Origin of the sequence: Streptomyces sp. NPDC057743 (assembly GCF_042798755.1) — a bacterium.
Lineage (GTDB): Bacteria > Actinomycetota > Actinomycetes > Streptomycetales > Streptomycetaceae > Streptomyces.
Genome location: NZ_JBHVJX010000007.1, coordinates 1 through 21907, shown reverse-complemented (window position 1 = coordinate 21907; position 21907 = coordinate 1). Strand labels below are relative to the sequence as shown.

At 74.2% G+C, this 21907-nt stretch carries 21 protein-coding genes; 13 read left to right on the top strand and 8 right to left on the bottom strand.

Going from position 1 to position 21907, the window contains the following annotated elements; genetic code table 11:
• Nucleotides 1–39 precede the first annotated feature (39 nt).
• Together ACFVFQ_RS09810 and ACFVFQ_RS09805 are read right to left on the bottom strand one after the other, a co-directional pair.
• Nucleotides 40–2838 carry a molybdopterin-dependent oxidoreductase gene (locus ACFVFQ_RS09810; RefSeq protein ID WP_383411623.1) on the bottom strand — a complete coding sequence of 933 codons (2799 nt, stop codon included), beginning with the start codon at nucleotides 2836–2838 and terminating at the stop codon, nucleotides 40–42.
• Nucleotides 2835–3677 (bottom strand): FAD binding domain-containing protein, encoded by an 843-nt coding sequence (locus tag ACFVFQ_RS09805; RefSeq protein WP_383411621.1) that lies wholly within the window; start codon nucleotides 3675–3677, stop codon nucleotides 2835–2837. Before ACFVFQ_RS09805 ends, ACFVFQ_RS09810 begins: the two co-directional genes overlap by 4 nt.
• A gap of 205 nt (nucleotides 3678–3882) precedes the next feature.
• Here ACFVFQ_RS09805 and ACFVFQ_RS09800 point away from each other — a divergent pair, with 205 nt between their 5' ends.
• Nucleotides 3883–5391 (top strand): helix-turn-helix domain-containing protein, encoded by a 1509-nt coding sequence (locus tag ACFVFQ_RS09800; protein ID WP_383411618.1) that lies wholly within the window; start codon nucleotides 3883–3885, stop codon nucleotides 5389–5391.
• A gap of 13 nt (nucleotides 5392–5404) precedes the next feature.
• On the opposite strand, the gene ACFVFQ_RS09795 is transcribed toward ACFVFQ_RS09800, so the two are convergent.
• Nucleotides 5405–5809: a molybdopterin-binding protein gene (locus ACFVFQ_RS09795; protein ID WP_383411615.1), complete on the bottom strand. Its 405-nt coding sequence runs from the start codon at nucleotides 5807–5809 to the stop codon at nucleotides 5405–5407.
• Between the two features lie 151 nt (nucleotides 5810–5960).
• On the opposite strand from ACFVFQ_RS09795, the gene ACFVFQ_RS09790 reads away from it, so the two are divergent.
• The 9 genes from ACFVFQ_RS09790 (at nucleotide 5961) to ACFVFQ_RS09750 (ending at nucleotide 12468) form a co-directional block, all read left to right on the top strand.
• Nucleotides 5961–6380: a hypothetical protein gene (locus ACFVFQ_RS09790; protein WP_383411612.1), complete on the top strand. Its 420-nt coding sequence runs from the start codon at nucleotides 5961–5963 to the stop codon at nucleotides 6378–6380.
• Nucleotides 6377–6844 carry a thiol-disulfide oxidoreductase DCC family protein gene (locus tag ACFVFQ_RS09785; RefSeq protein WP_383411609.1) on the top strand — a complete coding sequence of 156 codons (468 nt, stop codon included), beginning with the start codon at nucleotides 6377–6379 and terminating at the stop codon, nucleotides 6842–6844. The genes ACFVFQ_RS09790 and ACFVFQ_RS09785 overlap by 4 nt, the downstream gene beginning before the upstream one ends.
• Nucleotides 6845–6922: 78 nt before the next feature.
• Nucleotides 6923–7573 (top strand): TetR family transcriptional regulator, encoded by a 651-nt coding sequence (locus ACFVFQ_RS09780; RefSeq protein ID WP_383412330.1) that lies wholly within the window; start codon nucleotides 6923–6925, stop codon nucleotides 7571–7573.
• 37 nt (nucleotides 7574–7610) lie between these two features.
• On the top strand, nucleotides 7611–8399 hold the full coding sequence (locus tag ACFVFQ_RS09775; RefSeq protein WP_383411606.1) for a GNAT family N-acetyltransferase: 789 nt from the start codon (nucleotides 7611–7613) through the stop codon (nucleotides 8397–8399).
• Between the two features lie 179 nt (nucleotides 8400–8578).
• A complete protein-coding gene (locus ACFVFQ_RS09770; RefSeq protein WP_066979831.1) occupies nucleotides 8579–8764 on the top strand; it encodes a hypothetical protein in 186 nt (61 codons plus the stop codon).
• 11 nt (nucleotides 8765–8775) lie between these two features.
• Entirely contained in the window at nucleotides 8776–9477 is a 702-nt protein-coding gene (locus tag ACFVFQ_RS09765) for a hypothetical protein (protein ID WP_383411603.1), read from the top strand.
• Nucleotides 9474–10460: a DUF6895 family protein gene (locus ACFVFQ_RS09760; RefSeq protein WP_383411600.1), complete on the top strand. Its 987-nt coding sequence runs from the start codon at nucleotides 9474–9476 to the stop codon at nucleotides 10458–10460. The genes ACFVFQ_RS09765 and ACFVFQ_RS09760 overlap by 4 nt, the downstream gene beginning before the upstream one ends.
• Nucleotides 10457–11401, top strand: coding sequence for a DUF6895 family protein (locus tag ACFVFQ_RS09755; RefSeq protein WP_383411597.1), 945 nt, complete (start codon nucleotides 10457–10459; stop codon nucleotides 11399–11401). Before ACFVFQ_RS09760 ends, ACFVFQ_RS09755 begins: the two co-directional genes overlap by 4 nt.
• Nucleotides 11401–12468, top strand: coding sequence for a serine hydrolase domain-containing protein (locus ACFVFQ_RS09750; protein WP_383411595.1), 1068 nt, complete (start codon nucleotides 11401–11403; stop codon nucleotides 12466–12468). The genes ACFVFQ_RS09755 and ACFVFQ_RS09750 overlap by 1 nt, the downstream gene beginning before the upstream one ends.
• On the opposite strand, the gene ACFVFQ_RS09745 is transcribed toward ACFVFQ_RS09750, so the two are convergent.
• The 3 genes from ACFVFQ_RS09745 to ACFVFQ_RS09735 all read right to left on the bottom strand — a co-directional run bounded on the left by ACFVFQ_RS09745 (nucleotide 12452) and on the right by ACFVFQ_RS09735 (nucleotide 17596).
• Nucleotides 12452–14482, bottom strand: coding sequence for an ATP-binding protein (locus ACFVFQ_RS09745; RefSeq protein ID WP_383411592.1), 2031 nt, complete (start codon nucleotides 14480–14482; stop codon nucleotides 12452–12454). The two genes, ACFVFQ_RS09750 and ACFVFQ_RS09745, sit on opposite strands and share 17 nt — an antisense overlap.
• A 57-nt stretch (nucleotides 14483–14539) precedes the next feature.
• Entirely contained in the window at nucleotides 14540–16438 is a 1899-nt protein-coding gene (locus tag ACFVFQ_RS09740) for an alkyl/aryl-sulfatase (protein ID WP_383411589.1), read from the bottom strand.
• A gap of 78 nt (nucleotides 16439–16516) precedes the next feature.
• The gene (locus ACFVFQ_RS09735) at nucleotides 16517–17596 is read right to left on the bottom strand and encodes a methyltransferase (RefSeq protein ID WP_383411586.1); all 1080 of its coding nucleotides are present in this window, start codon (nucleotides 17594–17596) and stop codon (nucleotides 16517–16519) included.
• A 284-nt stretch (nucleotides 17597–17880) separates the two neighbouring features.
• On the opposite strand from ACFVFQ_RS09735, the gene ACFVFQ_RS09730 reads away from it, so the two are divergent.
• A complete protein-coding gene (locus tag ACFVFQ_RS09730) occupies nucleotides 17881–18069 on the top strand; it encodes a hypothetical protein (protein WP_383411582.1) in 189 nt (62 codons plus the stop codon).
• Between the two features lie 280 nt (nucleotides 18070–18349).
• Here the strand turns inward: ACFVFQ_RS09730 and ACFVFQ_RS09725 are convergent, their stop codons facing one another.
• Both ACFVFQ_RS09725 and ribA read right to left on the bottom strand, forming a co-directional pair.
• Nucleotides 18350–18790, bottom strand: coding sequence for an SPW repeat protein (locus tag ACFVFQ_RS09725; protein WP_383411576.1), 441 nt, complete (start codon nucleotides 18788–18790; stop codon nucleotides 18350–18352).
• Nucleotides 18791–18929: 139 nt separating this feature from the next.
• Nucleotides 18930–19577: a GTP cyclohydrolase II gene (ribA, locus tag ACFVFQ_RS09720; RefSeq protein ID WP_383411573.1), complete on the bottom strand. Its 648-nt coding sequence runs from the start codon at nucleotides 19575–19577 to the stop codon at nucleotides 18930–18932.
• A 96-nt stretch (nucleotides 19578–19673) separates the two neighbouring features.
• Between ribA and ACFVFQ_RS09715 the strand changes: the two genes are divergently transcribed.
• Nucleotides 19674–20468 carry a creatininase family protein gene (locus ACFVFQ_RS09715; RefSeq protein WP_383411571.1) on the top strand — a complete coding sequence of 265 codons (795 nt, stop codon included), beginning with the start codon at nucleotides 19674–19676 and terminating at the stop codon, nucleotides 20466–20468.
• Nucleotides 20452–21294 (top strand): RibD family protein, encoded by an 843-nt coding sequence (locus ACFVFQ_RS09710; protein ID WP_383411568.1) that lies wholly within the window; start codon nucleotides 20452–20454, stop codon nucleotides 21292–21294. Before ACFVFQ_RS09715 ends, ACFVFQ_RS09710 begins: the two co-directional genes overlap by 17 nt.
• Nucleotides 21295–21907: the final 613 nt, after the last annotated feature.

The window sequence follows — 21907 nt, the reverse complement described above, 5'->3', positions numbered from 1 at the left end:
CCGCGCCGCCCGCCGCAGGACCGGCACGGCGGGCGGCGGTCACACCGAGCCCTCCCGCGGCAGGTGCGCCCGGGCCGACCAGCCCGCCGGTGCGCCCGCGGCCCGGTGCTCCGCCAGGGCCAGCCACACCTTGTCGCGGAGGAACGGCACCTCCGTGAAGCGCACCCCGGTGGCATCCCGCAGCGCGTTGCCGAAGGCCGGCGCCACCGGGTTGAACGGGCTCTCGCTCATCGACTTGGCCCCCAACGGCCCGATGGCGTCCGAGGTGTGGGTGAAGTGCACCTCGGTGCGCGGGACGTCGGCGTAGGCGGGCAGCCGGTAGCGGCGGAAGGCCGGGGTCAGGACCCTGCCGTCGCCGTCGACCAGGACCTGTTCGAAGAGGGTGGCGCCAAGCGCCTGCGCCACCCCGCCCTCGACCTGGCCGCGGCACTGCATCGGGTTCATGACCCGGCCGGCGTCGGCCGAGTGCACGCTGCGCAGGATCCGGATCTCGCCGGTGTCGGGATCGACGGCGATCTTGAACCACTGGGCGTTGAAGGCCACCGAGCGCGGCGATCCGCCCCAGTGTCCGGCCGTGGTCAGCTCCTCGCCCCGCGCCCGGGCGGCTTCGTGCAGCTCCTTGAGCGGGACCGCCCGGCCGGCGCACTCCACCGCGTCGGCGAGCAGCCGGCACTGGCTCCGCGGGGTGCGGGCGTGCTCGGCGGCGAAGGTGAGGATCTTCTCGGCCAGCCCGTTGGCCGCCCGCATCACGGCCTTGCCGGCCACCACGGTGCCGGCCGAGCCGAAGGCACCGGTGTCGTGCCGGACGACGTCGGTGTCGGACTGTCGGATGGAGATCCGGTCGACGGTGGTGCCGAGCGCGCCGGCGGCGATCTGTCGGTGGACGGTGGTGGTGCCGTTGCCGAACTCGGCGGTGCCGACGGCGATGTCGTAGCCGCCGTCGTCCAGCAGCGTCACCGTGGCGTCGGCGTAGTGACCGCCGGGCGGGCCGGTGGCGATCATCGCCATGGCGGCGCCCTGGCCGACCAGCCAGCCCTCGGGGGCGTCCGCCGCGCCGCGGTCCTCGGCCATCGCGTCGCGGACGACCTTCAGACACTGGTCCAGCCCGTAGCTGGCGATCTGGAGGTCCTCCTCCTCGCCACCGGGGGTGACCATGTGCTCCCCGGGGCCGATGACGTTGCGCTCCCGGAAGACCAGCGGATCGATGCCCAGGCGGCGCGCCAGCTCGTCCAGGGCGGACTCCACGGCGAAGGTGACCTGACCCAGCCCGTAGCCGCGGAAGGCGCCGGCCGGGACGCAATGGGTGTAGACGGAGAAGGCGTTGACCTTCTTGTGCGGGGCGCGGTAGACGGCCATCGACTCGCCGACGCTGTGGAACATCACCGCCGGGCCGTGGTTGCCGTAGGCGCCGGTGTTGGCGACCACCCGGAGTTGAAGGGCGGTCAGGGTGCCGTCCCGTTTGGCGCCGGCCTTGACGCCGATGGTGAACGGGTGCCGGGTGGTGGCGCCGAAGAACTGCTCGGCGCGGGTGAACTCCAGCTTCACCGGCCGGTGTAGCCGCCGCGCGGCCAGCACCACGATGTCCTCGGTCAGCATCTCCTGCTTGCCTCCGAAGCCGCCGCCCACCCGGCCGGCGACCACCCGGACCCCGTCCTCCGGCAGGTCGTAGAGGGCGCACAGGGCGCGCCGGGTCAGGAAGGGCACCTGGGTGCTGGAGCGGACCACGATCCGCTCACCGGCGCCGTCCTGGCGCTCCTCGAAGTAGGCGAGGGCGCCGTGCGTCTCCAGGCTCGCGTGCTGCACCCGTTGGGTGCGGAAGGTCTCCTCGTAGACCACGTCGGCCTCGGCGAAGCCCCGTTCCACGCTGCCGATCTCGCCGTGCACCTCGCCGACGACGTTCTCCAACGGGCGGGCGATCCGGGAGGTTTCGGGGTCCTTGGGGTGCACCACCGGGGCGCCGGGCCGCATCGCCTCCTCCGGGTCGAGGACGTGCGGCAGCACCTCGTACTCCACCGCGATCTTGCGGCAGCCCTCCTCGGCGGCGGCCTCGGTGTCGGCGACCACCGCGGCCACCCGTTGGCCGACGAAGCGGACCACGTCGTCCAGGACGCGGGTGTCGTCGGGGTCCTCGGTGGGGTGCTCGTGGCGGGCGGAGGAGAACAGCCGCTCGGGGGCGTCGCGGTGGGTGAGGACGAGGTGGACGCCGGGGACCCGCAGCGCGTCGGCGGTGTCGACGGCGACGATCCGGGCGTGCGGGTGCGGGGAGCGCAGCAGCTTCATGTGCAGCAGGCCCGGGACCTCGATGTCGAAGGTGTAGCGGGCGGTGCCGGTGACCACCTGCGGGCCGGCGGGGGCACCGAGGTTGGCGCCGACCGACTCCCCGGGGCGGGGCTCCTCGACGTGCGTGACGCCGCGGATCGCGTCCTCGATGGCCCGGTAGCCGGTGCAGCGACAGAGGTTGCCCTTCAACGCCCGGGGCAGGTCGGTGAGTTGGTCCTCGGTCAGCTTGGCGGTGGTCATCAGGAAGCCGGCAGTGCAGAAGCCGCACTGGAAGCCCTGGGCGGCGAGGAACGTCCGCTGCACGGGGTGGAGTTCGCCGTCCGGTTCGGCCAGCCCCTCGACGGTGGTGACCCGGCGCCCGACGGCGCGGGCGGCCGGGTAGAGGCAGCTGTGCACCGGTTCCCCGTCGACGTGGACGGTGCAGGCGCCGCAGTCCCCGGCGTCGCAGCCCTTCTTCACCCCGAACCAGCCGCGATCCCGCAGATAGGTGCGCAGGCACTGGCCGGGCCGGGGCGCGGCGTCGAAGTCCCGGCCGTTGACATGGACGACGTGGCTCATCGGGCGGCCTCCGTGGCGGACGGCGGGCGGGGGGCGAGTGCGGCGCGGACCTCCTCGGCGAGGCGCAGCGCCATGTGGCGGCGCCAGGCGGGCAGTCCGTGGAGGTCGTCGAACCACTCGGCGTCGGTGACGGCGTCGTCGAGGGTGGCGCGCAGCGCGGCGGCGGTGGGCGGGGTGGGGAACCAGAGGCGGAAGGGGCGGACGGTGGCGGCGGTGACGGTGACGGCCAGCGAGCCGTCCAGCGGGTCGAGGGCGCCGATGACCAGGGCGGCGGAGCGGCCGAGCCCGTAGAGGGAGACCTGACGGAAGGCGGTTTGGCAGGTCAGGGAGCGGGCCGGCAGGGTGACCGAGCGGAGGAGTTCGCCCTCGGCGAGGTCCTTGCGGCCGGCGCCGGTGACGAAGTCGGCGACCTTGACCCGGCGCCGGGAGCCGTCCTGGGCCTGGAGCAGGCAGCTGCCGTCCAGGGCGGCGGTCAGCGAGATCATCGGTCCGGCCGGCAGGCCGTTGCAGAGGTTGCCGCCGACGGTCGCCATGTTCCAGATCTTGAACGAGGCGAGGAAGGCGCGGCAGCACTGTTCGAAGAGCGGCGCGGCCGGGACGGGGAGGGCGGCCGCGAAGCGGGAGAGCTGGGCGATGGTGCAGGTGGCGGCGATCTCCAGGGAGCCGTCCGGGAGTTGACCGACCGGCCGCCAGCCCATCCGGCCGAGGTCCACCAGGCGGCGCAGGTGCGGCTGGGGTTCGGAGAAGAGGTAGGTGCCACCGCCCAGCCAGGCGTCGCCGGGGCGCCACGGGGCGTGCAGCCGGGCGTCTTGCACCTCCAGCACGGTGTTCAGGTCCATGCCGCCGAGTGAAGCAAGGCGGCGGCCCGGCGCACGACTGGTCCGCAGCACGGAAAACGCACCAAAGCGCCGGCCCGTAACTGGATGATCAACCAAGGGGGATATCGGCGAGCTCGGCTGGCATTTACGATGCCAGGATCCGCATTTGCCTCGTGAATGTGAGATGCCGGGCCGGATGCTCGGCAGCCGTCCAAGGAGCCACCGCATGCACGTCCACGACCTCCTCCAGCTCGATGCGCTCGATCTGACCCTCCTGTGGGGGGAGGAGCCGCTGCTCGCCCAAGAGGTCAGCGGCGTCACCGCTACCGACCTGGAGGCGCCGGCGCGGTTCCTCCAACCGGGAGAGCTGGTGTTGAGCGGGCTGGTGTGGTGGGCGCCCGAGGACGGCCGAGAGAAGGCGGACCGGTTCGTGGCGGCGCTGGCCGAGGCCGGTGCGTCCGCGCTGCTGGCCGGCGAGGAGACCCACGGGGCGGTCCCGGAGGTGCTGGTCGAATCCTGCCGCGCCCATCGCGTCGCGCTGCTCGCGGTGCCCGCGCACATCACGTTCCGGGACATCACCGAGGCGGTGTACCTGCGTCGGTGGGGCGACCTCAGCCGCCGCCCGGCCGGCCACTACGCGCTGCCGGAGAACGTGCGCACCGAGCTCGCCGGGCTGCTCGCGTCCGGCGCCGCGCCAAACGCCCTGCTGGACCGGGCGTTCGCGCACCTGGGCGGCCCGGTCTGCTGGCTGCTGACCGCCACCGGCCGGGTGGTCGCCAGCACCCCCGACGCACCGAAATTGACGCCTCGTCAGGCGCGCCGGGAGCTCACCGCCGGCGCCGGCACCACCCTGCGCATCGAGGGGGCCGCCGGCCCGTACGACGGCTGGTTCCTGCGGCTGCGCGGCGCGGACGACGCCCCACCGCGGGTGCTGCACGAGATAGCCGAGGTCCTCGCCCAGCACCGGCACCACGCCGCGGCCCGGGAGACCGCCGCGCGCCGGGCCGCGGACGCGCTACTGGCGCTGATCGCCGAGGGGACCGGGGCGTTCGACGCGGCGCTGCACGACTGCGGGTTGCCCGTCGACGGCCCGTTCCGGGTGGTGGTGGCGACGCTGGGCGACGCCGAACCGGGGCCGGCGGACCGGGCGTTGGCCGAGGCGCTGCACCACCACCGCGAAGCGCCGTTCGCGGCCGGCCTCTTGCCGGACGGCCGGGCGGCCGCGGTGGTCGCCGGGGCGCACGACGAGGGCGTCGACGCCCTGCGCGAGGCGTGGCCGGCGCTGCACGACTGCCGGCCGGGGACCCCGCTGCACGCCGGCGTGAGCGGCCCGGCGGCCACCGCCGCCGACCTCAACGCGGCACTCGGGCAGGCCGGTTACGCCCTGGCCGCGGCCCGCTCGACCGACCCGGCGGGCGCCGGCGTCACCTCCGTCGACGATCTGACGACGCTGGGCGCGCTGCTCTCCGGGGTGCCCGCCGAGGTCCGCGCGGCGTTCAGCAGCCGGGTGCTCGGCCCGCTGGCGCGCGCCGGCAGCGCCTCGCACCGGATGCTGCTGGAGACGCTGGAGGTCTTCCTCGCCCAACACGGCTCCTGGGCCCGGACCGCGGAGATCCTGCACCTGCACGTCAACACCGTGCACTACCGCATCCAGCGGATCGAGACCCTCACCGGCCGCGACCTGTCCCGGCTCGACCACAAACTCGACCTGCACGCGGCCCTGTTGTGCCGCTGACCCGGCCGGCCGGCTAGGGCCTGTCCGGCCGGTCCACATGCACATGGGTGGACTTGACCCGCGCGGTGGCCTCCATGCCCACCTCGATGCCCAGCTCCTCGACGGCCTCCCGGCTGACCACCGACACCACCCGGTGCGGCCCCGACTGGATCTCGACCTGCGCGAGCACGTCGTCGAGGGTGACCGCGGTGACGATCCCGGCGAAGGCGTTCCGGACCGAGGTGCGGACCTCGCCGGGCACCGGATGCGCCCCCGCGGCCCGCTCCTTGGCGAACGCGGCGAGACTCACCCCGTCGATCGCGCGGTTGCCGGCGCCGTCCCGGTCCATGCGCAACTGCCCGCCGTCGGCCCACCGCCGAACGGTCTCCGAGCTGACACCCAGCAGCCGCGCTGCCTGACCAATGCTGTACGAGGGCACGCCCGCACTCTAGATGACCAGCGCGCGACGGCCGACGCCCCGCCCCTCCCCCGTCCTTCCGCGCCCCACCCCCTCGCTTGAACGTGTTCAAAAACAGGTCTACAGTCACCGACAACACAACTTTTGAACACGTTCAAGAAGGAGTCGGGACGTGGACCTCACCGTCGTCGCGTACGTCATCTATCTGGTCGTCAGCATCGGCCTGACCATCTGGGTCGCCCGCACCCTCAGCCGGAACGGGCGGCTCTTCCTCGCCGATGTGCTGCACGGGAACGAGAAGTTGGCGGACGCCGTCAACCACCTCCTCGTGGTCGGCTTCTACCTCGTGAACCTCGGTTTCGTCGCGCTGTACCTCCAGGACGACGCCACCCTCGCCTCGTCCCGGCAGATCTTCGAGGCGCTCTCGCAGAAGCTGGGCGTGGTGCTGCTGGTGCTCGGGCTGATGCACCTCGGCAACGTCTTCGCGCTCAACAAGTTCCGCCGGCGCGGGATGCTGGACCGGGAGCCGAACCCGCCGCTGCCGCCGAACGCGTACACCTACCCGGCGCCCGCCGGACCGGTGCAGGGATGACGGCGGCCACCGTCGCCGTGGGCCGGGGCGCCGCACTCGCCCCGGTCCGCCGGCTCACCGTGCTCTACGACGCGCAGTGCCCACTGTGCTCCTTCGTCCGCGACTGGCTCGGCCGGCAGCGCCAGTTGGTGCCGCTGGACCTGGTGCCGGCCGGCTCGCCGGAGGCCGAGCGGCTGCTGCCCGGGCTCGACCACGCCGTCACCCTGGAGGAGATCACCGTGGTCGGGGACGGCGGGCAGGTGTACCTGGGCGCGGCCGCCTGGGTCGCGTGCCTGTGGGCGCTGTCCGCGTACCGGCCGTTGGCCCACCGGCTCAGCAGGCCCGCCGGGTTGCCGTTCGCCCGCGGCGCGGTGCTCGCGGCGGCGAAGTACCGCGCGGCGCACCGCCCCGGACCGGCGTACCCGCCCGAGGATCCCCGGGGTGCCCCGGAGGGCTGCCGCGGCGGCTGCGCGGTGCGCGATTAGGCTCGGGGCGTGCCAGAGCAGAACCAGCCCCGCCCGGCGAAGAGCGAGCAGACCCGCACCCTGATCCTGGAGACCGCCATGCGGCTCTTCCGGGAACGGGGTTACGACAAGACCACGATGCGGGCCATCGCCAAGGAGGCCGGCGTCTCCGTCGGGAACGCCTACTACTACTTCGCCGGCAAGGAACACCTGATCCAGGGCTTCTACGACCGCATCGCCGCCGAGCACCAGGCGGCGGTCCGCGACGTACTGGACCGGGAGACCGACCTGGAGGCGCGGCTGACCGGGGTGCTGCGCGCCTGGCTGGACATCGCCGCCCCGTACCACGAGTTCGCCGCGCAGTTCTTCAAGAACGCCGCGGACCCGGACAGCCCCCTCAGCCCCTTCTCGGCCGAGTCCGAGCACGCCCGCGAGGCGGCCATCGACGTGCACCGCGAGGTGCTGTCCGGCTCTAAGGCCAAGGTGCCGGACGAACTCGCCGACGTGCTACCCGAGTTGATGTGGCTGTCCCAGATGGGGCTCGTCCTGTACTGGGTCTTCGACCGCTCCCCCGGCCGCGAGCGCAGCCGCCAGCTCGCCGCCCGCGGCGCCCGGCTGACCACCCGCGGGGTGTCGCTGGCCCGCTTCCGGGTACTGCGACCACTGGTCCACGAGGTGCACGAGCTGTTCACCGACTTCCTCCCCGGCATGGCGCAGACCGCGGTAGCCCGCAAGGGGACCGCGAAATAACCGGTCGGCCGCCCCGCGCCCCGCCCATACTGTGCCGATGAACCTGACGGACACGGATCTCGACGCGGTACGCGCACGCTACGACCAGCAGTTGCGACGGGCCGCCCCCGCCGACCCCGGCACCTCGGTGGAGCGCGACGGGCCAGTGGTACGGCAGACCGGCGGGCCCGACGACTGGAACGGCGTCCTCTGGTCGGACCTGGACGACGCCACCGCCGACGCCGCCATCGCGGCGCAGCGCCACCACTTCGCTGCCCGGGGCCTGACCTTCGAATGGAAGGCCTATAGCCACGACCGCCCCACGGACCTCGGCGACCGACTGCGCGCGGCCGGCTTCATCCCCGGACAGCCGGAGTCCCTGATGGTGGCGCAGACGTCCGCCCTCACCGCGCAGCCCGAGCTCCCGGCGGGCGTGCGACTGACGACCGTGACCGGCCCGGCCGGGGTGGAACTGGTGGTGCGGGTCCACGCCGAGGTGTTCGGGACGCCCACCGAGCACCTGCGGCACCGGCTGCTCGCCCAACTGGCGCGGGCCCCGGAAGCGCTGGCACTGGTGGTCGCCCTGGCGGGTGAGACGCCGGTGTCCACGGCCCGCCTGGAGCTCCCGGCCGGCACGGACTTCGCCGGCCTATGGGGCGGCGGCACCCTGCCCGCCTGGCGGGGCCGGGGCCTCTACCGGGCACTGGTCGCCCGGCGGGCAGCGCTCGCCGCCGCGCGGGGATTTCGCTACCTCCAGGTAGATGCCTCCGATCAGAGCAGCCCGATCCTGTCCCGGCTGGGCTTCTCGACGTTGAGCACGACCACGCCGTACGTCCGCGAGCCCTGAGCTCGGGGAAGATCAACTCCCGCGCATATGCGCCGAGTTGTGACGGTGATGGCGGACGACCCGCCCAACAGGCCCCCGACGGCGCCCTGCGACGGTCACTCTCCGTCGGATTAGTCCGGATTGCGGCGGTTTATGGCTGATGTAAGCCTGATATCCCATTCGTCGAAGGAGTTGATCGCATGGTTACGGATCGCACAGCGCCGGTCGAGACGGCCGCCCTGGCCGCCGAGGTCGAGGGACTGCTCAGCCCTGCAGAGCCCGACGGTGTCTACCGGGACACCCGCGAGTGCGGAGGCGGACTGCTGCTGCTCGGCCTGCTGCTGATCTCGCCCCCCACCCCTCGCCCGAAGACCGGCGTTCGCTGAGGGGAATCGCGTTGGCTGAACAGACGCAGGGAGCAGTCCCGCTCAGCGCTGTGATCGCCGATGCCGCAACCGGGGTCGCCCTCGCCCTCCAGGGTGGGGGCGACCCCTATGCGCTCTCCCGGATCCTGCGCCAGGGCGACCCGCTCGCCCCGGCCGCGGTCCGGGTCCTGGGCGCCGACGCGCTCGCGCCCTACGCACTGGAGCACCGGGCGGTGCCGGTGGGCGCGGACGACGAAGCGGTGGTGCGACAGACGCTGGCGGCCTTTCCCCCTGGTACGGACGCCTCCGAGGTGTCGGCGTGGAGCTACCGCGGCCTGGTAGAGGCCACCCACGCCTACCTCCCCACGGGCGCGCAACCCTGGCCGCGCCCCCCAGAGACCGGCGCGGAGTGGACCGGCACCGACCCCTGGCCGCAGCTCGCCCACCGGGTCTCCCAGCTCGCCGCGCTGGCGCTGCCCGGCCTGGCCGACGACCTGGAGGAGCAACTGGCCTGGCGCACCGATGACTTGGCGCGCGGGTTCGTCCGGGCGGTGCGCCGCCGGGACTGGTTGCAGGCCGCCGGCGTCGGCCGCTGGCTGGCCCGGCTCCCGGCCGTGCCGCCGACCCTGGGCCTGGACGCGGGGCTGGCCTTCGTCCGGCAGATGGGCGGCACCGACCCACGGGTGTCGCTGCATGTGGTGGCCGCGCAGCGGTTCTTCGGGCGGGGCTGGTGACCGCCGGCCGGGGCGACCCGGAGCTGCTGGACCACCTGGTCGGGCGGAGCCTGGGCTGGCTGACCGAGCGGCGGGAGCACTTCCGGCTCCCGCCGGACGCGACGACCGACGCCGACCCCAACCTCACCCTCAAACCCCTCGGCGAACTGGCCGAACTGACCCAACTGATCGCCTCCTGCCACCCGCGGTCCGACTTCCGGAGCGCGGCGCAGGGGCTGTTCGCGTTCGCCTGGCAACAGACCCACGAGGGTGAGCTGTTCGCCGAGCTGATCCGCGGGGAGCCGCACGCCACCTACCCGGTGGAGATCTACGGCGCCTTCGCGCAGGCCGGGCTGCGGCACCCGACCGTCGAGGAGCTGGTGCTCACCACGACCGGACTGCGCGGCTGGCGGGTGGCCCGCGAGGACCACACCCGCACCCTCGGGGTGCTCAACGCCGAGCGGCGGATCGGGCTGGCCCAACACGCCGCGTTCGAGGCCGAGTTCGCCCTGACCGGGCTGGGGCTGCTGCCCGAGCCCTGGGCGCTGGACCGGAAGGCGGCGTACGGCGTGACGCACGACGTCTTCCACCTCACCGACTGGGGCCGCAACCGCCGGCGGCTGCCCCCGGAGGCCGCCGGCTATCTGCGGCTCTGGCTGCCCTCCTGGCTGGAGAACTGGCTGGAGGAGCAACTGTGGGACCTGGTCGGCGAGTTGCTGGCGGTCGCCGCATGCCTGCCGGCCGCCCCGTACGACGCGGCGGCCTGGCGGCGGCTGGCCGACGCGCAGGCCGCCGACGGCGGCGTGCCCGAGACCGGTGCGGCGCCCCTGCCGGACGACCCGACCGAGGCGTTCTGGGCCTGCTACCACTCCACCCTGGTGACCGCGTTCGCCGGCACCCTCGCCCGTATCGCCGCGCAGGAGGCCGGGGCCGACCCGGTGCCGGTCGGTGACGCGGCGGCGGTGGCCGGGCGGGCGCCCTGCGAAAGCGAGGCTGCACTGTGACCCCGACGGCTGCGTCCCTGGCCACCCCGGCCTCACCGGCCCTGCTGCACCGGGTCGGTGACCGGGCCCTGGGCTGGCTCGACGCGCACCGCGAATACTTCCGGCTGATGCCCGAGGACCGCGCCACCGGCAGCGCGACGATCGAACGACTCAAGCCCATCGGCGAGTTGGCGATCAACATGCAGGTGCTGTTCCGGGAGGGCGTGGCCGGGTCCCGGCAGCGCACCCGGGCCGGCGCACTGCTGGACTTCGCCTGGCGGGAGCTGCTCGACGGCGGCAATGTGCTGGCCGCGCTCCAGCGCGACGAGCCGCTCTCCCCGGTGCCGCTGGAGGTCTACGCACCGTTCCACGAGCTCGGCCACCGCCACCCGGGGCTGGAGGCGGCCCTGGGCACGTCCCGGCAGACCGGGACCTGGACGGCGCTGGAGATGGTGCCCAACCGGCGGCTCGGGGTGCTCAACGCCGAGCGCAAGCTGGGCCTGGCCCCCAGCGCCGACTTCGGCGAGGCGCTCGCGTGCACCTGGCTGGGCCGGCTGCCCGAACCGTGGACGGTGCAGCTGCACATCGCCTACGACATCACCCACACCGTCTTCCACGTCACCAACTGGGGCGAGGCGCCGGACCGGATTCCGCCGGACATCGCCGGCTACCTCAGCCGGTACCTGCCGGCCTGGTTGGAGGACTGGGCGGAGCTCGAACACTGGGACCTGGTCGGCGAACTCCTGGTCGTGGACGCCTGTTTGCCGCGTCCCGCCCTGGACGCCCGGCTGTGGCAGCGGTACGCGGCGGCCCAGGCGGAGTCCGGGGCGATGCCGATCCAGCGGGCGATGCCCGAAGGTTCGCCGGACGTGGTCTTCGACCAGGTCCACCACCCCACCCTGGTCGCCGCGTTCGCCTCGGCGATGGCCACCTCCCGCGCGCTGACCTCCGACGCCGACTGATGCGGACCGCACCCGGCGGGCCGGCCACCGAGGAACGGCTGGCGGACACGCTGGCCGGCATCGACGCCCCGGACGTCGTGCTGGCGGTCACCCGGCAGGGCCACCGGAGCGTGCTCAGCGGCGGCAGCGCGCTGGCGCCGCCCACCCCGCGCCCCGCGCTGCGCTACGAACTCGGTTCGCTGTCCAAGACGTTCACCGTGCTACTGCTGGCCGAGCTCGCGGTGAACGGGGAGCTCTCCCTGGACGATCCGCTGACCGCCCGCCTCCCCCGCCTGCCGCTGACCCACCCGCGCTCCGGCCGGATCACCCTGCGGCACCTGGCCACCCACACCTCCGGGCTGCCCCGGATCCCCACCGACCTGCTGCTCGGCGCGCTGGTCCGCCCGTACGACAACGGCTACTCCGGCTACGACACCGAGCGGCTGCTGCGGACCTTTGCGCGCACCCGGCCCCGGCACCGGCCCGGCACCCGCTGGCGCTACTCCAACTTCGGGCTGGCGCTGCTCGGTCCGGCGCTGAGCCACACCACCGGCACCGCCTACCCGGACCTGCTCGCCGCCCGGGTGCTCAAGCCGCTCGGCCTCACCGGCACCACCCTGGCACCCGGTACGACCGGCACCGACGCCGTCGGCCACCGGGCCAACGGCACCACCCCGGTGCGCTGCACCGACATGGGGGCCTTCGCCGCCGCCGGCGCGGTCCGGGCCACCCCCGACGACCTGCTGACCTATGTGGAGGCGCACCTGTACCCCGGGGGCAGCCCGCTGGCCGCCGCGCTGCGCGCCGTGCAGGTGCCGCTGCTGCGGCGCGGCTGGCGACACCGCAACACCCACACCCTGACCTGGTACCAACACCCGGCGCCGCGCGGCCCGTTGCTCTTCCATGTCGGGGCGACCTTCGGCCAGCAGGCGTTCGTCGGCTACCACCCGGCGTCCGGGACCGGGCTGGTCGCGCTCGCCACCCGCCGCGGCCGCAGCTGCCGGATGGTGACCTCCGCCTACGAGTTGCTGTACGCGCTCGCCGGCGACGACGGTCCCGCCGGCGAGCCGGTCACAGCTCCCCGGTGAGGATGCGGCCGAGCAGCACCTCGGGGTCCTGCTCGGCGGCCCGCCCGAAGGCCGCGGCGTACGCCGCGTCGCCCATCGCCGCCCGGGCCCGCCGCTCGCACTGCTCGCGCACCGCGCGGAGTTCGGGGGTGCCGCGCTGCGGATGGCCCACCGAGCGCCAGATGGCCTGGCCGCCGCCGTAGACCTGGGCGGCGACCGCGCCCCTGCCCTGGGCGGCGACCGCGGCGGCCAACAGGTCCAGGCCGAGCGCGATCCCGAAGTTGTCGCCGATCCGCCGCTTGGCGGCGAGCATCGCGCGGGCGTGGTCGGCGGACTCCTCTGGCCGGTCCTGGAAGAGGGCTACCAGGGCGAGTTGGTAGTCGGTGTAGGAGCGGGACCAGTATTCGCCGCGCTGGACGCAGCCGCGGCGCAGCGTGGTGGCCAGGCGCCGCGCCTCGTCGAGCCGGCCGAGGGCGGTGAGTGCGAAGAGCCGCACCAGGTGGCAGCGGAGCCGGCTGGCGGAGCCGAAGGGGTCGTCCGGCGACGGCCCGAGGACGCGCTCGGCGGTGGCGTGGGCGGTCAGCGGACGGCCGGCCATCAGGTGGGTCAGGCCGATGAGGTAGCCGGCGGCGAGCATCGCGTCGTGGTCGGCGGCCTCCCGGGCGGCGCGGGCGCATCGCCGGCCCAGGGTCTCGGCGGTGTGCAGCTCGCCCTGGAGGAGCACCGCGACGCCGAGCGCCCACAGGGCGCGGGTGTGGGCCGCGCCCGGCTCGTCCTGGGCGGCCAGCGCCCGCTCCAAGTAGTCGCGGGCCTCGTGCAGATGGCCGCAGCAGGTCCAGAAGAAGCCGATGGCGGCGCCGAGTTCCTGGGCGCCGGCGGGGTCGTTGGCCAGGAGGTGGTCCAGGGCGGTGCACAGGTCGACGTACGCCTCGGCGACCCTGCCGTACCAGGTGACCTGTTCGGGGCCGAGCCAGCCGCGCTCGGCGCTGCGGCCGAGGCCGACGAAGTGCGCGGCGTGCCGGTCGGCGACGATGACCGTCTCGTCGAGTTCGGCCAGCCACATCCGGCCGTACTCGCGCAGGGTGTCGAGCATCCGGAAGCGGTTGCCCTCGCGGGTGAGCACGGACTTGGCGGCCAGGCCGGTGAGCGCGGTGCGCACGCCGTCGGCGGTGAGCGGGCCGTCGGCACAGACCGCGGCCGCGGAGCCGGCGTCGAAGGTGCCGCGGAAGACCGAGAGGCGGGCCCACAACAGCCGCTCCAGCGGGGCGCACAGCTCGTGGCTCCAGCCGATGGCGGTGCGCAGGGTCCGGTGGCGGGGGGTCCAGGGCATGCCGGTGCCGTCCAGGGCGTCGAGGCGGGAGCCGAGCCGCTCGGCGACCTGGGCGAGCGGGCGGTGCGCCAGTTGGGCACCGGCCAGTTCCAGGGCCAGCGGGATGCCCTCCAGGCGGCGGCAGATGAGCTCCGCGGCCTCGGCGTTGCCCGGTTCGGTGAGCCGGAGGTCGGGGGCGGCGGCGCCGGCCCGCTCGGTGAACAGCGCCAGCGCGTCGTTGTCGCCGGTGCACGGCAGCGGGCCGATCTCGGTGACGCACTCCCCCGAGAGGCCCAGCGGCTGGCGGCTGGTGACCAGGACGGTGACGCCGGGGGCGGCGGTGACCAGGTCGCCGACCAGGTCCCGGCAGGCGGCGACGAGGTGTTCGCAGGAGTCCAGGACCAGGAGCAGGTGTTTGTCCGCGAGCCATTCGCAGAGCAGCGCCATCGGCATCCGGGTCGAGTGGTCGGCCAGCCCGACCGCGTCGCAGACGGTGGCGACCAGCAACTGGTCGCCGTGTAAGGGCCATAGTTGGGCCCAGCGGACGCCGTCGGGGAACCGGGCCGCGGCAGCGCCGGCGGCCCGGACCGCGATCCGGGTCTTGCCCACGCCGCCGGGGCCGGTCAGGGTGACCAGCCGACGCTGCGTCAACTCGCTGCTCAGATGCCGAAGTTCGGCTCTCCGGCCGACGAAGCTCGTCGACTCCTCGGGAATGTTGCTCGCCACCGGGCCAGTTTGCCCCACACCCGGGGGCCGCCGTACCAGCCGTGGAGTGGGCGTGCATCAGGGCGTGACCAGGGGGAAGTTGGGGTCCGGGGCGCTGAGCAGGGCGAGCAGTGCGCGCAGGGCCGCTCCCGGCTCACCCTCCTGAGTGACGGCGGTCGGGACCTTACCGCCGAGCAGTTCCCTGAGCTGGGGGGTGGTGAGGGTGAGGGTCGGGCGCGAGGCGGCGTCGGCGGTGGGAGCGCCGGGGGTGCTGAGGTGGGTGAGCGCGCCGTTGGAGAGGGTCAGGTGCCAGGTGCGGTCCTCGTCGGCGAGGTAGAGGTCGAGGGTGAGGCTCCGGTGCCAGGCGCGGGGGCCGTCGACGCGGATGGCCAGCGAGTCCAGGAGCTGGTCGACGGTGCGGGCGCGGACCAGGTCGGGGGCGGGGGCGTCCGGGCCCGCGGTGTCGGGGCGGACGACGGCCGGGGTGCCGCGCAGTTCCCTGGCGGCGGTGAGGTAGTAGTTGCGCCAGGTGCCGTTCTCGCAGCCGTGGCCCAGCCGCTCGTAGACGGCGGCCAGTTCGCGGCGGGCGCGCGGGTCGTCGGGGGCGGCGAAGACGGCGTGGTTGAGCAGGGTGGCGGCGAACCGCAGGTCGCCGTCGTCGGCGTAGCGCTTGCCGGCGTCCACGGTGGCCGCGACGCCGCCGAGCGTCTCCACGTAGCGCCGGGCCTGTTCGACCGGCGGGTGCTCCCACAGGTGGGCCGGGTTGCCGTCGAACCATCCGAGGTAACGCTGGTAGATCGCCTTGACGTTGTGGCTGAGCGAGCCGTAGTAGCCGTGGTGCGCCCAGAGCCGTTCCAGCGCCGGCGGCAGCCGCAGCTCCTCGGCGATCTCGGGGCCGGTGCGGCCCTCGTTGAGCAGCCGCAGGGTCTGGTCGTGCAGGTACGCGTAGAGGTCGCGCTGGCCGGCGAGCAGCCGGCGGATGCGGGCGTTGCCCCAGGTCGGCCAGTGGTGGGAGGCGAAGGCGACCTCGGTGTCGGTGGCGAAGAGGGCCAGCGCCTCGTTGAGGTAGTGGGCCCAGCGGCGGGGGTCGCGGACCACGGCGCCGCGCAGGGTGAGGACGCTGTGCATGGTGTGGACGGCGTTCTCGGCGGTGCACAGCGCCCGGTGGGTGGGGACGGCGAAGTTCATCGCGGCGGGGGCGTCGGCGCCCGGGGTGAGTTGGAAGACCAGGCGGACGCCGTCGACGATCTCCTCCTGGCCGGTGCGGGTGATGTCCACGGTGGGCGGCACGAAGCTACGGGTGCCGGCGGAGGGGACGGTGCCCAGGCCGCAGCCGATCTGGCCGTCGGGGGCGGCGGGGAGCTGGGTGCCGTACATGTAGACGGCGCGGCGGGCCATCGCCGGGCCAGTGTAGAGCTGTTCGGCGACCGCGCTGTCGCGGAATCCGGCGGGCGCCAGGACCGGGACGGACGGGTGCCCGGTGGGCAGCACGCCGCGGGCGCCGCCGAAGTGGTCGGCGTGCGCGTGGGTGTAGAGCAGGGCGGTGACCGGCCGGTCGCCGCGGTGCTTGCGGTAGAGCTCCAGCGCCGCGGCGGCGGTCTCGGTGGAGAGCAGCGGGTCGACGACGAGGACGCCGTGGTCACCCTCGATGAGCGTCATGTTGGCGAGGTCCAGGCCACGGGCCTGGTAGATGCCGTCGGTCACCTCGTACAGGCCGTGCCGGGCGACGAGCCGGCCCTGCCGCCAGAGGCCGGGGTGGGCGGTGTCGGGGCGGTTGCCGGCGAGGAAGGCGTGGCGCTCGGCGTCCCAGACCACCCGGCCGTCGGCCGCGGTGATCCGGGGCGGGTCGAGGGGGGCGATGAAACCGCGGTCGGCGTCGGCGAAGTCCTCGCGGTCGTCGACGGGCCGGGCGTCCTCCCCGGGCACAGCGGTCACGGCGCGCCACCTCTCCGGGACGGCGGGCCAGCACGGGAGCATGGCCCACACGTTCGATTTAACCGAAGGTGTCCGGTCGCCGCACGCGTGGGCCGGGCCCGCCGCCGGGTCAGGCCGTGATCAGACCGGTTCGGCCTCGATGAGGGCGTAGCGGTTGGGGCGCGGGAAGGGGGTGACGGTGCGCAGCGCGAAGCCGGCGGCGCGGCACAGCCGCTCGAAGTCGTCCCGGGTGCGCTCCCGGCCGCCGAGGTTGACCAGCATGTTGAGGTCGGTGAGGTAGCGGATCCCGTCGCCTTCGGCGTTGGCGGTCGCCGGCAGGACCGGCTCGATGATCAGCAGCCGCCCGCCGTCGGGGACCACCTTGCGGACGTGGCCGAGGATCCGCCCGCACTGTTCGTCGTTCCAGTCGTGCAGCACGCTCTTGAGGAGGTAGACGTCGGCGCCCTCGGGGGCGGTGGCGAAGAAGTCGCCGGCCACCAGGGAGCAGCGGTCGGTCAGGCCGTCCTCGGCGAGCCGGGGGCCGGCCTGGGCGAGGCCCTCGGTGCGGTCGAAGAGGATGCCGCGCAGGTGTGGGTGGGCTCGCAGCAGGCCGGCGAGCAGGGTGCCGTCACCGCCGCCGATGTCGGCGACGGCGGTGTGGCGGTCGAACGGGAAGGCGGTCGGCAGCAGCCCGGCGGTGTGCGCGGTGCCCTGGCTCATCGCGGCGTTGAACTGCTCGGAGAGCTGCGGGTGTTCGGCGAGGTAGCCGAAGAAGTCGGTGCCGTGGACGGCCTCGAAGGACGGCCCGCCGGAGCGGACGCTGTCGTCGAGCCGCTCCCAGGCGCGGAGCATGGCGGGGTGGGTGAACATCTCGACGAAGGAGTGCATCGAGCCGGGGGCGTCCCGGCGCAGCAGGGCGCCGGCCGGGGTGGCGGCGAAGCCTCCGGGGGCGGGCTCGGTGAGCAGCCCCAGCCCGGTCAGGGCCCGCAGCAACCGCGTCAGGGTCCCGGGCTCGGCGACGCACTCCGCGGCGAGGTCGTCCGCGCTGCGCTCCCCGTCGCCGATCCGGCCCAGCACGTCGAGGCGGGCGGCGGCGGCCACCGTATGGGCGGCCATGGCGCCGAAGGCCAGCTTCACGAGGGTGTTGCGGGACTCCTCTAAGGAGTGGGGCTGTTGGGGCTCGGGGTGCGGGTGGTTTTGCTGCGGCGTGTCGTCGGGCACGGTGTGGTCCCCCTCCGGTGATGTCCGGTCAACGGCGTTAGGCGCGAGCCCCGGGAGGGCACAACAACGCCTGTGTGCCGTTGCGCACCACCGCAGGGCCATCAATGGGGAGGTAACCCTAAGTCGGCCCGATCTTCGCGGCAACGCCTTATTCGCCATCTGCCCGTTCGGCATGACCGGCAGTACCACCGGGAGAGGAGGGACGCTCCCTGTCCCCCGACGACGACCGTCAACTCCGCGACCTCGCGGAAGAGTTCCCGCCCGACGCCGCCCCCTACCCGCCCGTGCGGACAACGGCGGCCCCCGCGGCACCGGTCCGGCGCGGGGCGGTCTGGCTGATACTGGCCACCGCGGTCGCGGCCCTGGTCACCGGCGTGGCCCTGGCGCACGGACTGATCCTGGCGGGCGGACTGGTGCTGGCCGGGGTCGCCGGCCAACTCGTCGCACCGCCCGCCCGCGACCACCGCCGGTAGCCGCGCGGGAACCTCCCGTACGCCGCCGGACATGGCCGGCCCGCTTGCCGTCGCTGTGGGACTCCGAAGGGCAAGCGGGCCGGTGGTTCATGACGCGCCCCGGGGGAGCGTGTCCTTAGGGTCTGTCCGATGGGTCAAGGTCGGGTAGGCCGGGGCGTCTGGTGCGGTGCATCGCAAGGCGCCGGAGCGGCCTGATAGCGGAGCTATTGGGACGGTTCGGCAACGCCGCGAGGTGCCGTGCCAGGCGTCGCGGCCCCGGCCGTGACCCATCGGACAGGCCCTAGGTGGCGCGGCGGCTCCTCGATGCCACGGCGACGCACAGCGCGCCCAGCAGGAACGTCAGGGCGCCGATGACGACGTTGTTCCAGATGACTCCGGCGTCGGGCCCGCGCCCGACGACCCACGGCGAGATGACCAGCCAGACGCCGATCGCGCACATCGCGCCGCTCAGTCCGTACATGCGCTCAGGGGTGGCGGTGAACCCGATGGCCAGCAGGGCGATCGCGACGCCGACGATGATGTTGTGGGGCATCAACGACGGCTGCGAGGCCGTGAAGTGCACGACCCATGGGGATACCGCGCAGTACAGGCCGATCACGAACACCGGCCCGTCGACGAGCACCACGTCCCGCCCGCCGAGCGTCCGCTCGAACCGGGCTCTCATCTCGGAAGCATCGGGGTGACCGGCGAGATCTCCCCTGGGGTGTGAGACGTCGGCCATACGACTCGCCTCCTTCGATCACGCGTCGGGGCCGCATGTGCGTGGCATCACCGCACACCCTCATTTTGCGCTTATGTCACCTTTATGTGTAGAGGTCCCCGATGAGAATTTGGCCGGATCCGGCGGGTGGCGCCGCCGCTCAGGGCGGGCCCGGGACGCCGCCCAGATGGGGCAGGTCATGGCCCAGCCGCTCCCGTTTGGCGCGGAGGTAGCGGAGGTTCTCCGGACCCGGCGCCACCAGCAGCGGGACCCGCTCGGCGACCGCCACACCACACCGCCGCAACGCCTCGCCCTTGCGCGGGTTGTTTGACAGCAGCCGCACCGAGCGGACGCCCAGGTCACGGAGGATTCCGGCCGCGGCGCGGTAGTCGCGGGCATCCACCGGCAGCCCGAGCGCGAGGTTCGCGTCCACCGTGTCCAGGCCGTCGTCCTGTTGGAGCCGCATCGCCCGCAGCTTCGCCAACAGGCCGATGCCACGCCCCTCGTGCCCCCGGAGGTAGACCAGCGCGCCGCGCCCCTCCTGGGCGATCGCCCGCAGAGCCGCGGCCAGTTGCTCGCCGCACTCGCACGCCCGGGACCCGAAGACCTCGCCGGTCAGACACTCCGAGTGCAGCCGGGCGAGCACCCCCTCACCCGCCGACTCCCCCTTGACCAGGGCGACTTGCTCCGTCCCCGTTCGGCGATCCAGATAGCCCACCGCCCGGAACGCACCGTAGGCGGTGGGAAGTTCGACCTCCACGACCCGTCGCACGTCCGGGTCCTCGGCGGCGCCATCGGAGTCCGTCATGGCATGATCGGACCCGCCCGGCGGTCCCGCACCACCCACCGCCGGCTCGTCAACTCCCGCCTCTTACCGCCGGATTGCCGCCGACCGGAGCCGCCGATGCCGACGACCGAACCCCCCGAACACCCACGTCCCCCCGCCGCGGACCGGAGTCGCCCCCGCGCCGCGCGGCCGGCCCCCGGACTGCCGACCGACACCACCGAGGACGTCCGCGCCCGGCGCCCCGCGCTGGCCCTGCTGCCCGTCGGCAGCTTCGAACAGCACGGCGCCCACCTGCCGTTGACCACCGACACCCTGATCGCCTGCGCCATCGCCGAGCAGCTCGCCGCCCGCCACGAGGCGCTGCTGCTGCCGCCGCTGCCTCTCTCCTGCTCCCACGAGCACGCCGACTGGCCCGGCACCGTCAGCCTCTCCGCGCGGACCCTGCACGCCGTGGTCACCGATGTCGCCGCGTCGCTGCGGCGGTCCGGCCTCACCGCGCTGGTGCTGGTCAACGGCCACGGCGGAAACTACGTGCTGCGCAACGTCGTTCAGGAGTCCTCGGCGGCCGACGGGATCCGGATGGCGCTCTTCCCCGGCCCGGCGGACTGGGCCGCGGCCCGCGACCGCGCCGGCCTGGCCACCCCCGCGCACGCCGATATGCACGCCGGCGAGACCGAGACCTCGATCCTGCTGCACGCCCGGCCCGACGTGGTCCGGGACGGCTACGCCGACGCCGACCACCGCGCCGACGAGCGGCCCCACCTGCTCAGCCTCGGGATGGCCGCCTACACCACCTCCGGGGTGATCGGCACGCCGTCCCTGGCCTCGGCCGAGAAGGGCGCGGCGCTGCTCGCCGGGCTGGCCGAGGCGTTCGACGACTACCTGGAGGCGTGCGGTGTCCCCGACGACTGAGCCGCTCGACGCGGACGCGGCCTGGGAGGCGCTGCTCGCGGTCCGCGACGCCGCCGGCGCCGGGGCCGCCGGGCTGCGGCTGGACGGCGACGGCACGGACCACTGGGCGCGGCCGGCCACGCCCGCCGCGCAGGAGCTCGCCGCGCGCTACCTCCCGCTCTGCCTGGCCGGCCGCCACGTGGCGTTCGCCCAGCTCGGGCAGAGCCTGGACGGCTTCATCGCGACCCGCACCGGCGACGCGGACTACGTCACCGGGGAGGCGGACCGCCGCCATCTGCACCGGCTGCGGGCCCTGGCGGACGCGGTGCTGGTGGGCGCCGGCACCGCGGTGGCCGACGACCCCCGACTGACCGTCCGGGCCTGCCCCGGGCCAAACCCGGTGCGGGTGGTGCTCGATCCGCGCGGGCGGGTGCCGCGGACCCGAGGGGTGTTCACCGACGGGGCCGCACCGACGCTGTGGGTGGTCGGCCCCGAGGCGGCCGCGGGACGCGTCGGGGACGGGGTCGAGGTGCTGGCGCTGCCGGACCGGGCCGCGTTCGCCCCGGCGCGGCTGCGGGCGGCGCTGGCGGCGCGCGGCCTGGGTCGACTGCTGGTCGAGGGCGGCGGTGTCACCGTCTCGCGGTTCCTGAGCGCGGGCGCGTTGGATCGGCTGTATCTGACCGTGGCGCCGGTCCTGCTCGGCGACGGCGTCCCCGGACTGCGGTTCCCCGGGACGCCGGTGATGCGCCGGGCGCTACGCCCGCCGGTCCGGCGCACCGCGCTTGGCGCCGACACGCTCTTCGCCCTCGACCTTGGGCCTGCGGCCGGCTGCTTCCCACGTGGCTGACTTTCCCGCCGTGCGGGGTGCTGTTGTTTGCGCCTGGCGGCGCTGGCTTGTTGTCCGCGTTTCCGCTGCCTTTCCGCTGCCTTTCCGCTGCGCGGGGCGGGGCGGGTTGTCTGGTCCGCTGCGCGGGGCGGTGCCGCTGCGCGGGCGCGCCGACTTGTTGTCCGCTGCGCGGGGCGGGTTGTGTTGTCCGCTGCGCGGGGCTGTTGGGTGCGGTGACGGGCCTCCGGGGTGGGGGTGCCAGACTGCTTCGCTTTACGTCTGGCACCCCCACCCCTCCGGCCCGTCCCCTCCCGTGGGTGGGTGGGAAAAACGGGGTGGGTGCCACGTCCGCCCGGTGGGCCAACTCGGGTCGCTGGGCCAGCTCAGGCCGGTGAGTCAATTCGGGCCGGTGGGCCAACTCGGGCCGCTGGGTTGAGTGGTGACCGTCAGAGGACGAGTGACCCCAGCCACCGGGCGACGGCCGTCAGGGGACCACAAGGACCAGCCCCCACCCACAGAAATCGACCCACCCACGGGAGGGGACGGGTCGGAGGGGGCGGTATGCCAGACGTAAAGCGAAGCAGTCTGGCCAAACCCCCCCCGCGGGCCGTCACCCCAGCCCCCAGCCCCCCGC

What these genes read in the sequence shown, in the direction of transcription:
- ACFVFQ_RS09810 (WP_383411623.1), bottom strand. Translation starts at nt 2,838, where the DNA reads ATGAGCCACGTCGTCCATGTCAACGGCCGGGACTTCGACGCCGCGCCC.
- ACFVFQ_RS09805 (WP_383411621.1), bottom strand. Translation starts at nt 3,677, where the DNA reads ATGGACCTGAACACCGTGCTGGAGGTGCAAGACGCCCGGCTGCACGCC.
- ACFVFQ_RS09800 (WP_383411618.1), top strand. Translation starts at nt 3,883, where the DNA reads ATGCACGTCCACGACCTCCTCCAGCTCGATGCGCTCGATCTGACCCTC.
- ACFVFQ_RS09785 (WP_383411609.1), top strand. Translation starts at nt 6,377, where the DNA reads ATGACGGCGGCCACCGTCGCCGTGGGCCGGGGCGCCGCACTCGCCCCG.
- ACFVFQ_RS09780 (WP_383412330.1), top strand. Translation starts at nt 6,923, where the DNA reads ATGCGGCTCTTCCGGGAACGGGGTTACGACAAGACCACGATGCGGGCC.
- ACFVFQ_RS09775 (WP_383411606.1), top strand. Translation starts at nt 7,611, where the DNA reads ATGAACCTGACGGACACGGATCTCGACGCGGTACGCGCACGCTACGAC.
- ACFVFQ_RS09770 (WP_066979831.1), top strand. Translation starts at nt 8,579, where the DNA reads ATGGTTACGGATCGCACAGCGCCGGTCGAGACGGCCGCCCTGGCCGCC.
- ACFVFQ_RS09750 (WP_383411595.1), top strand. Translation starts at nt 11,401, where the DNA reads ATGCGGACCGCACCCGGCGGGCCGGCCACCGAGGAACGGCTGGCGGAC.
- ACFVFQ_RS09740 (WP_383411589.1), bottom strand. Translation starts at nt 16,438, where the DNA reads ATGCTCCCGTGCTGGCCCGCCGTCCCGGAGAGGTGGCGCGCCGTGACC.
- ACFVFQ_RS09725 (WP_383411576.1), bottom strand. Translation starts at nt 18,790, where the DNA reads ATGGCCGACGTCTCACACCCCAGGGGAGATCTCGCCGGTCACCCCGAT.
- ribA (WP_383411573.1), bottom strand. Translation starts at nt 19,577, where the DNA reads ATGACGGACTCCGATGGCGCCGCCGAGGACCCGGACGTGCGACGGGTC.
- ACFVFQ_RS09715 (WP_383411571.1), top strand. Translation starts at nt 19,674, where the DNA reads ATGCCGACGACCGAACCCCCCGAACACCCACGTCCCCCCGCCGCGGAC.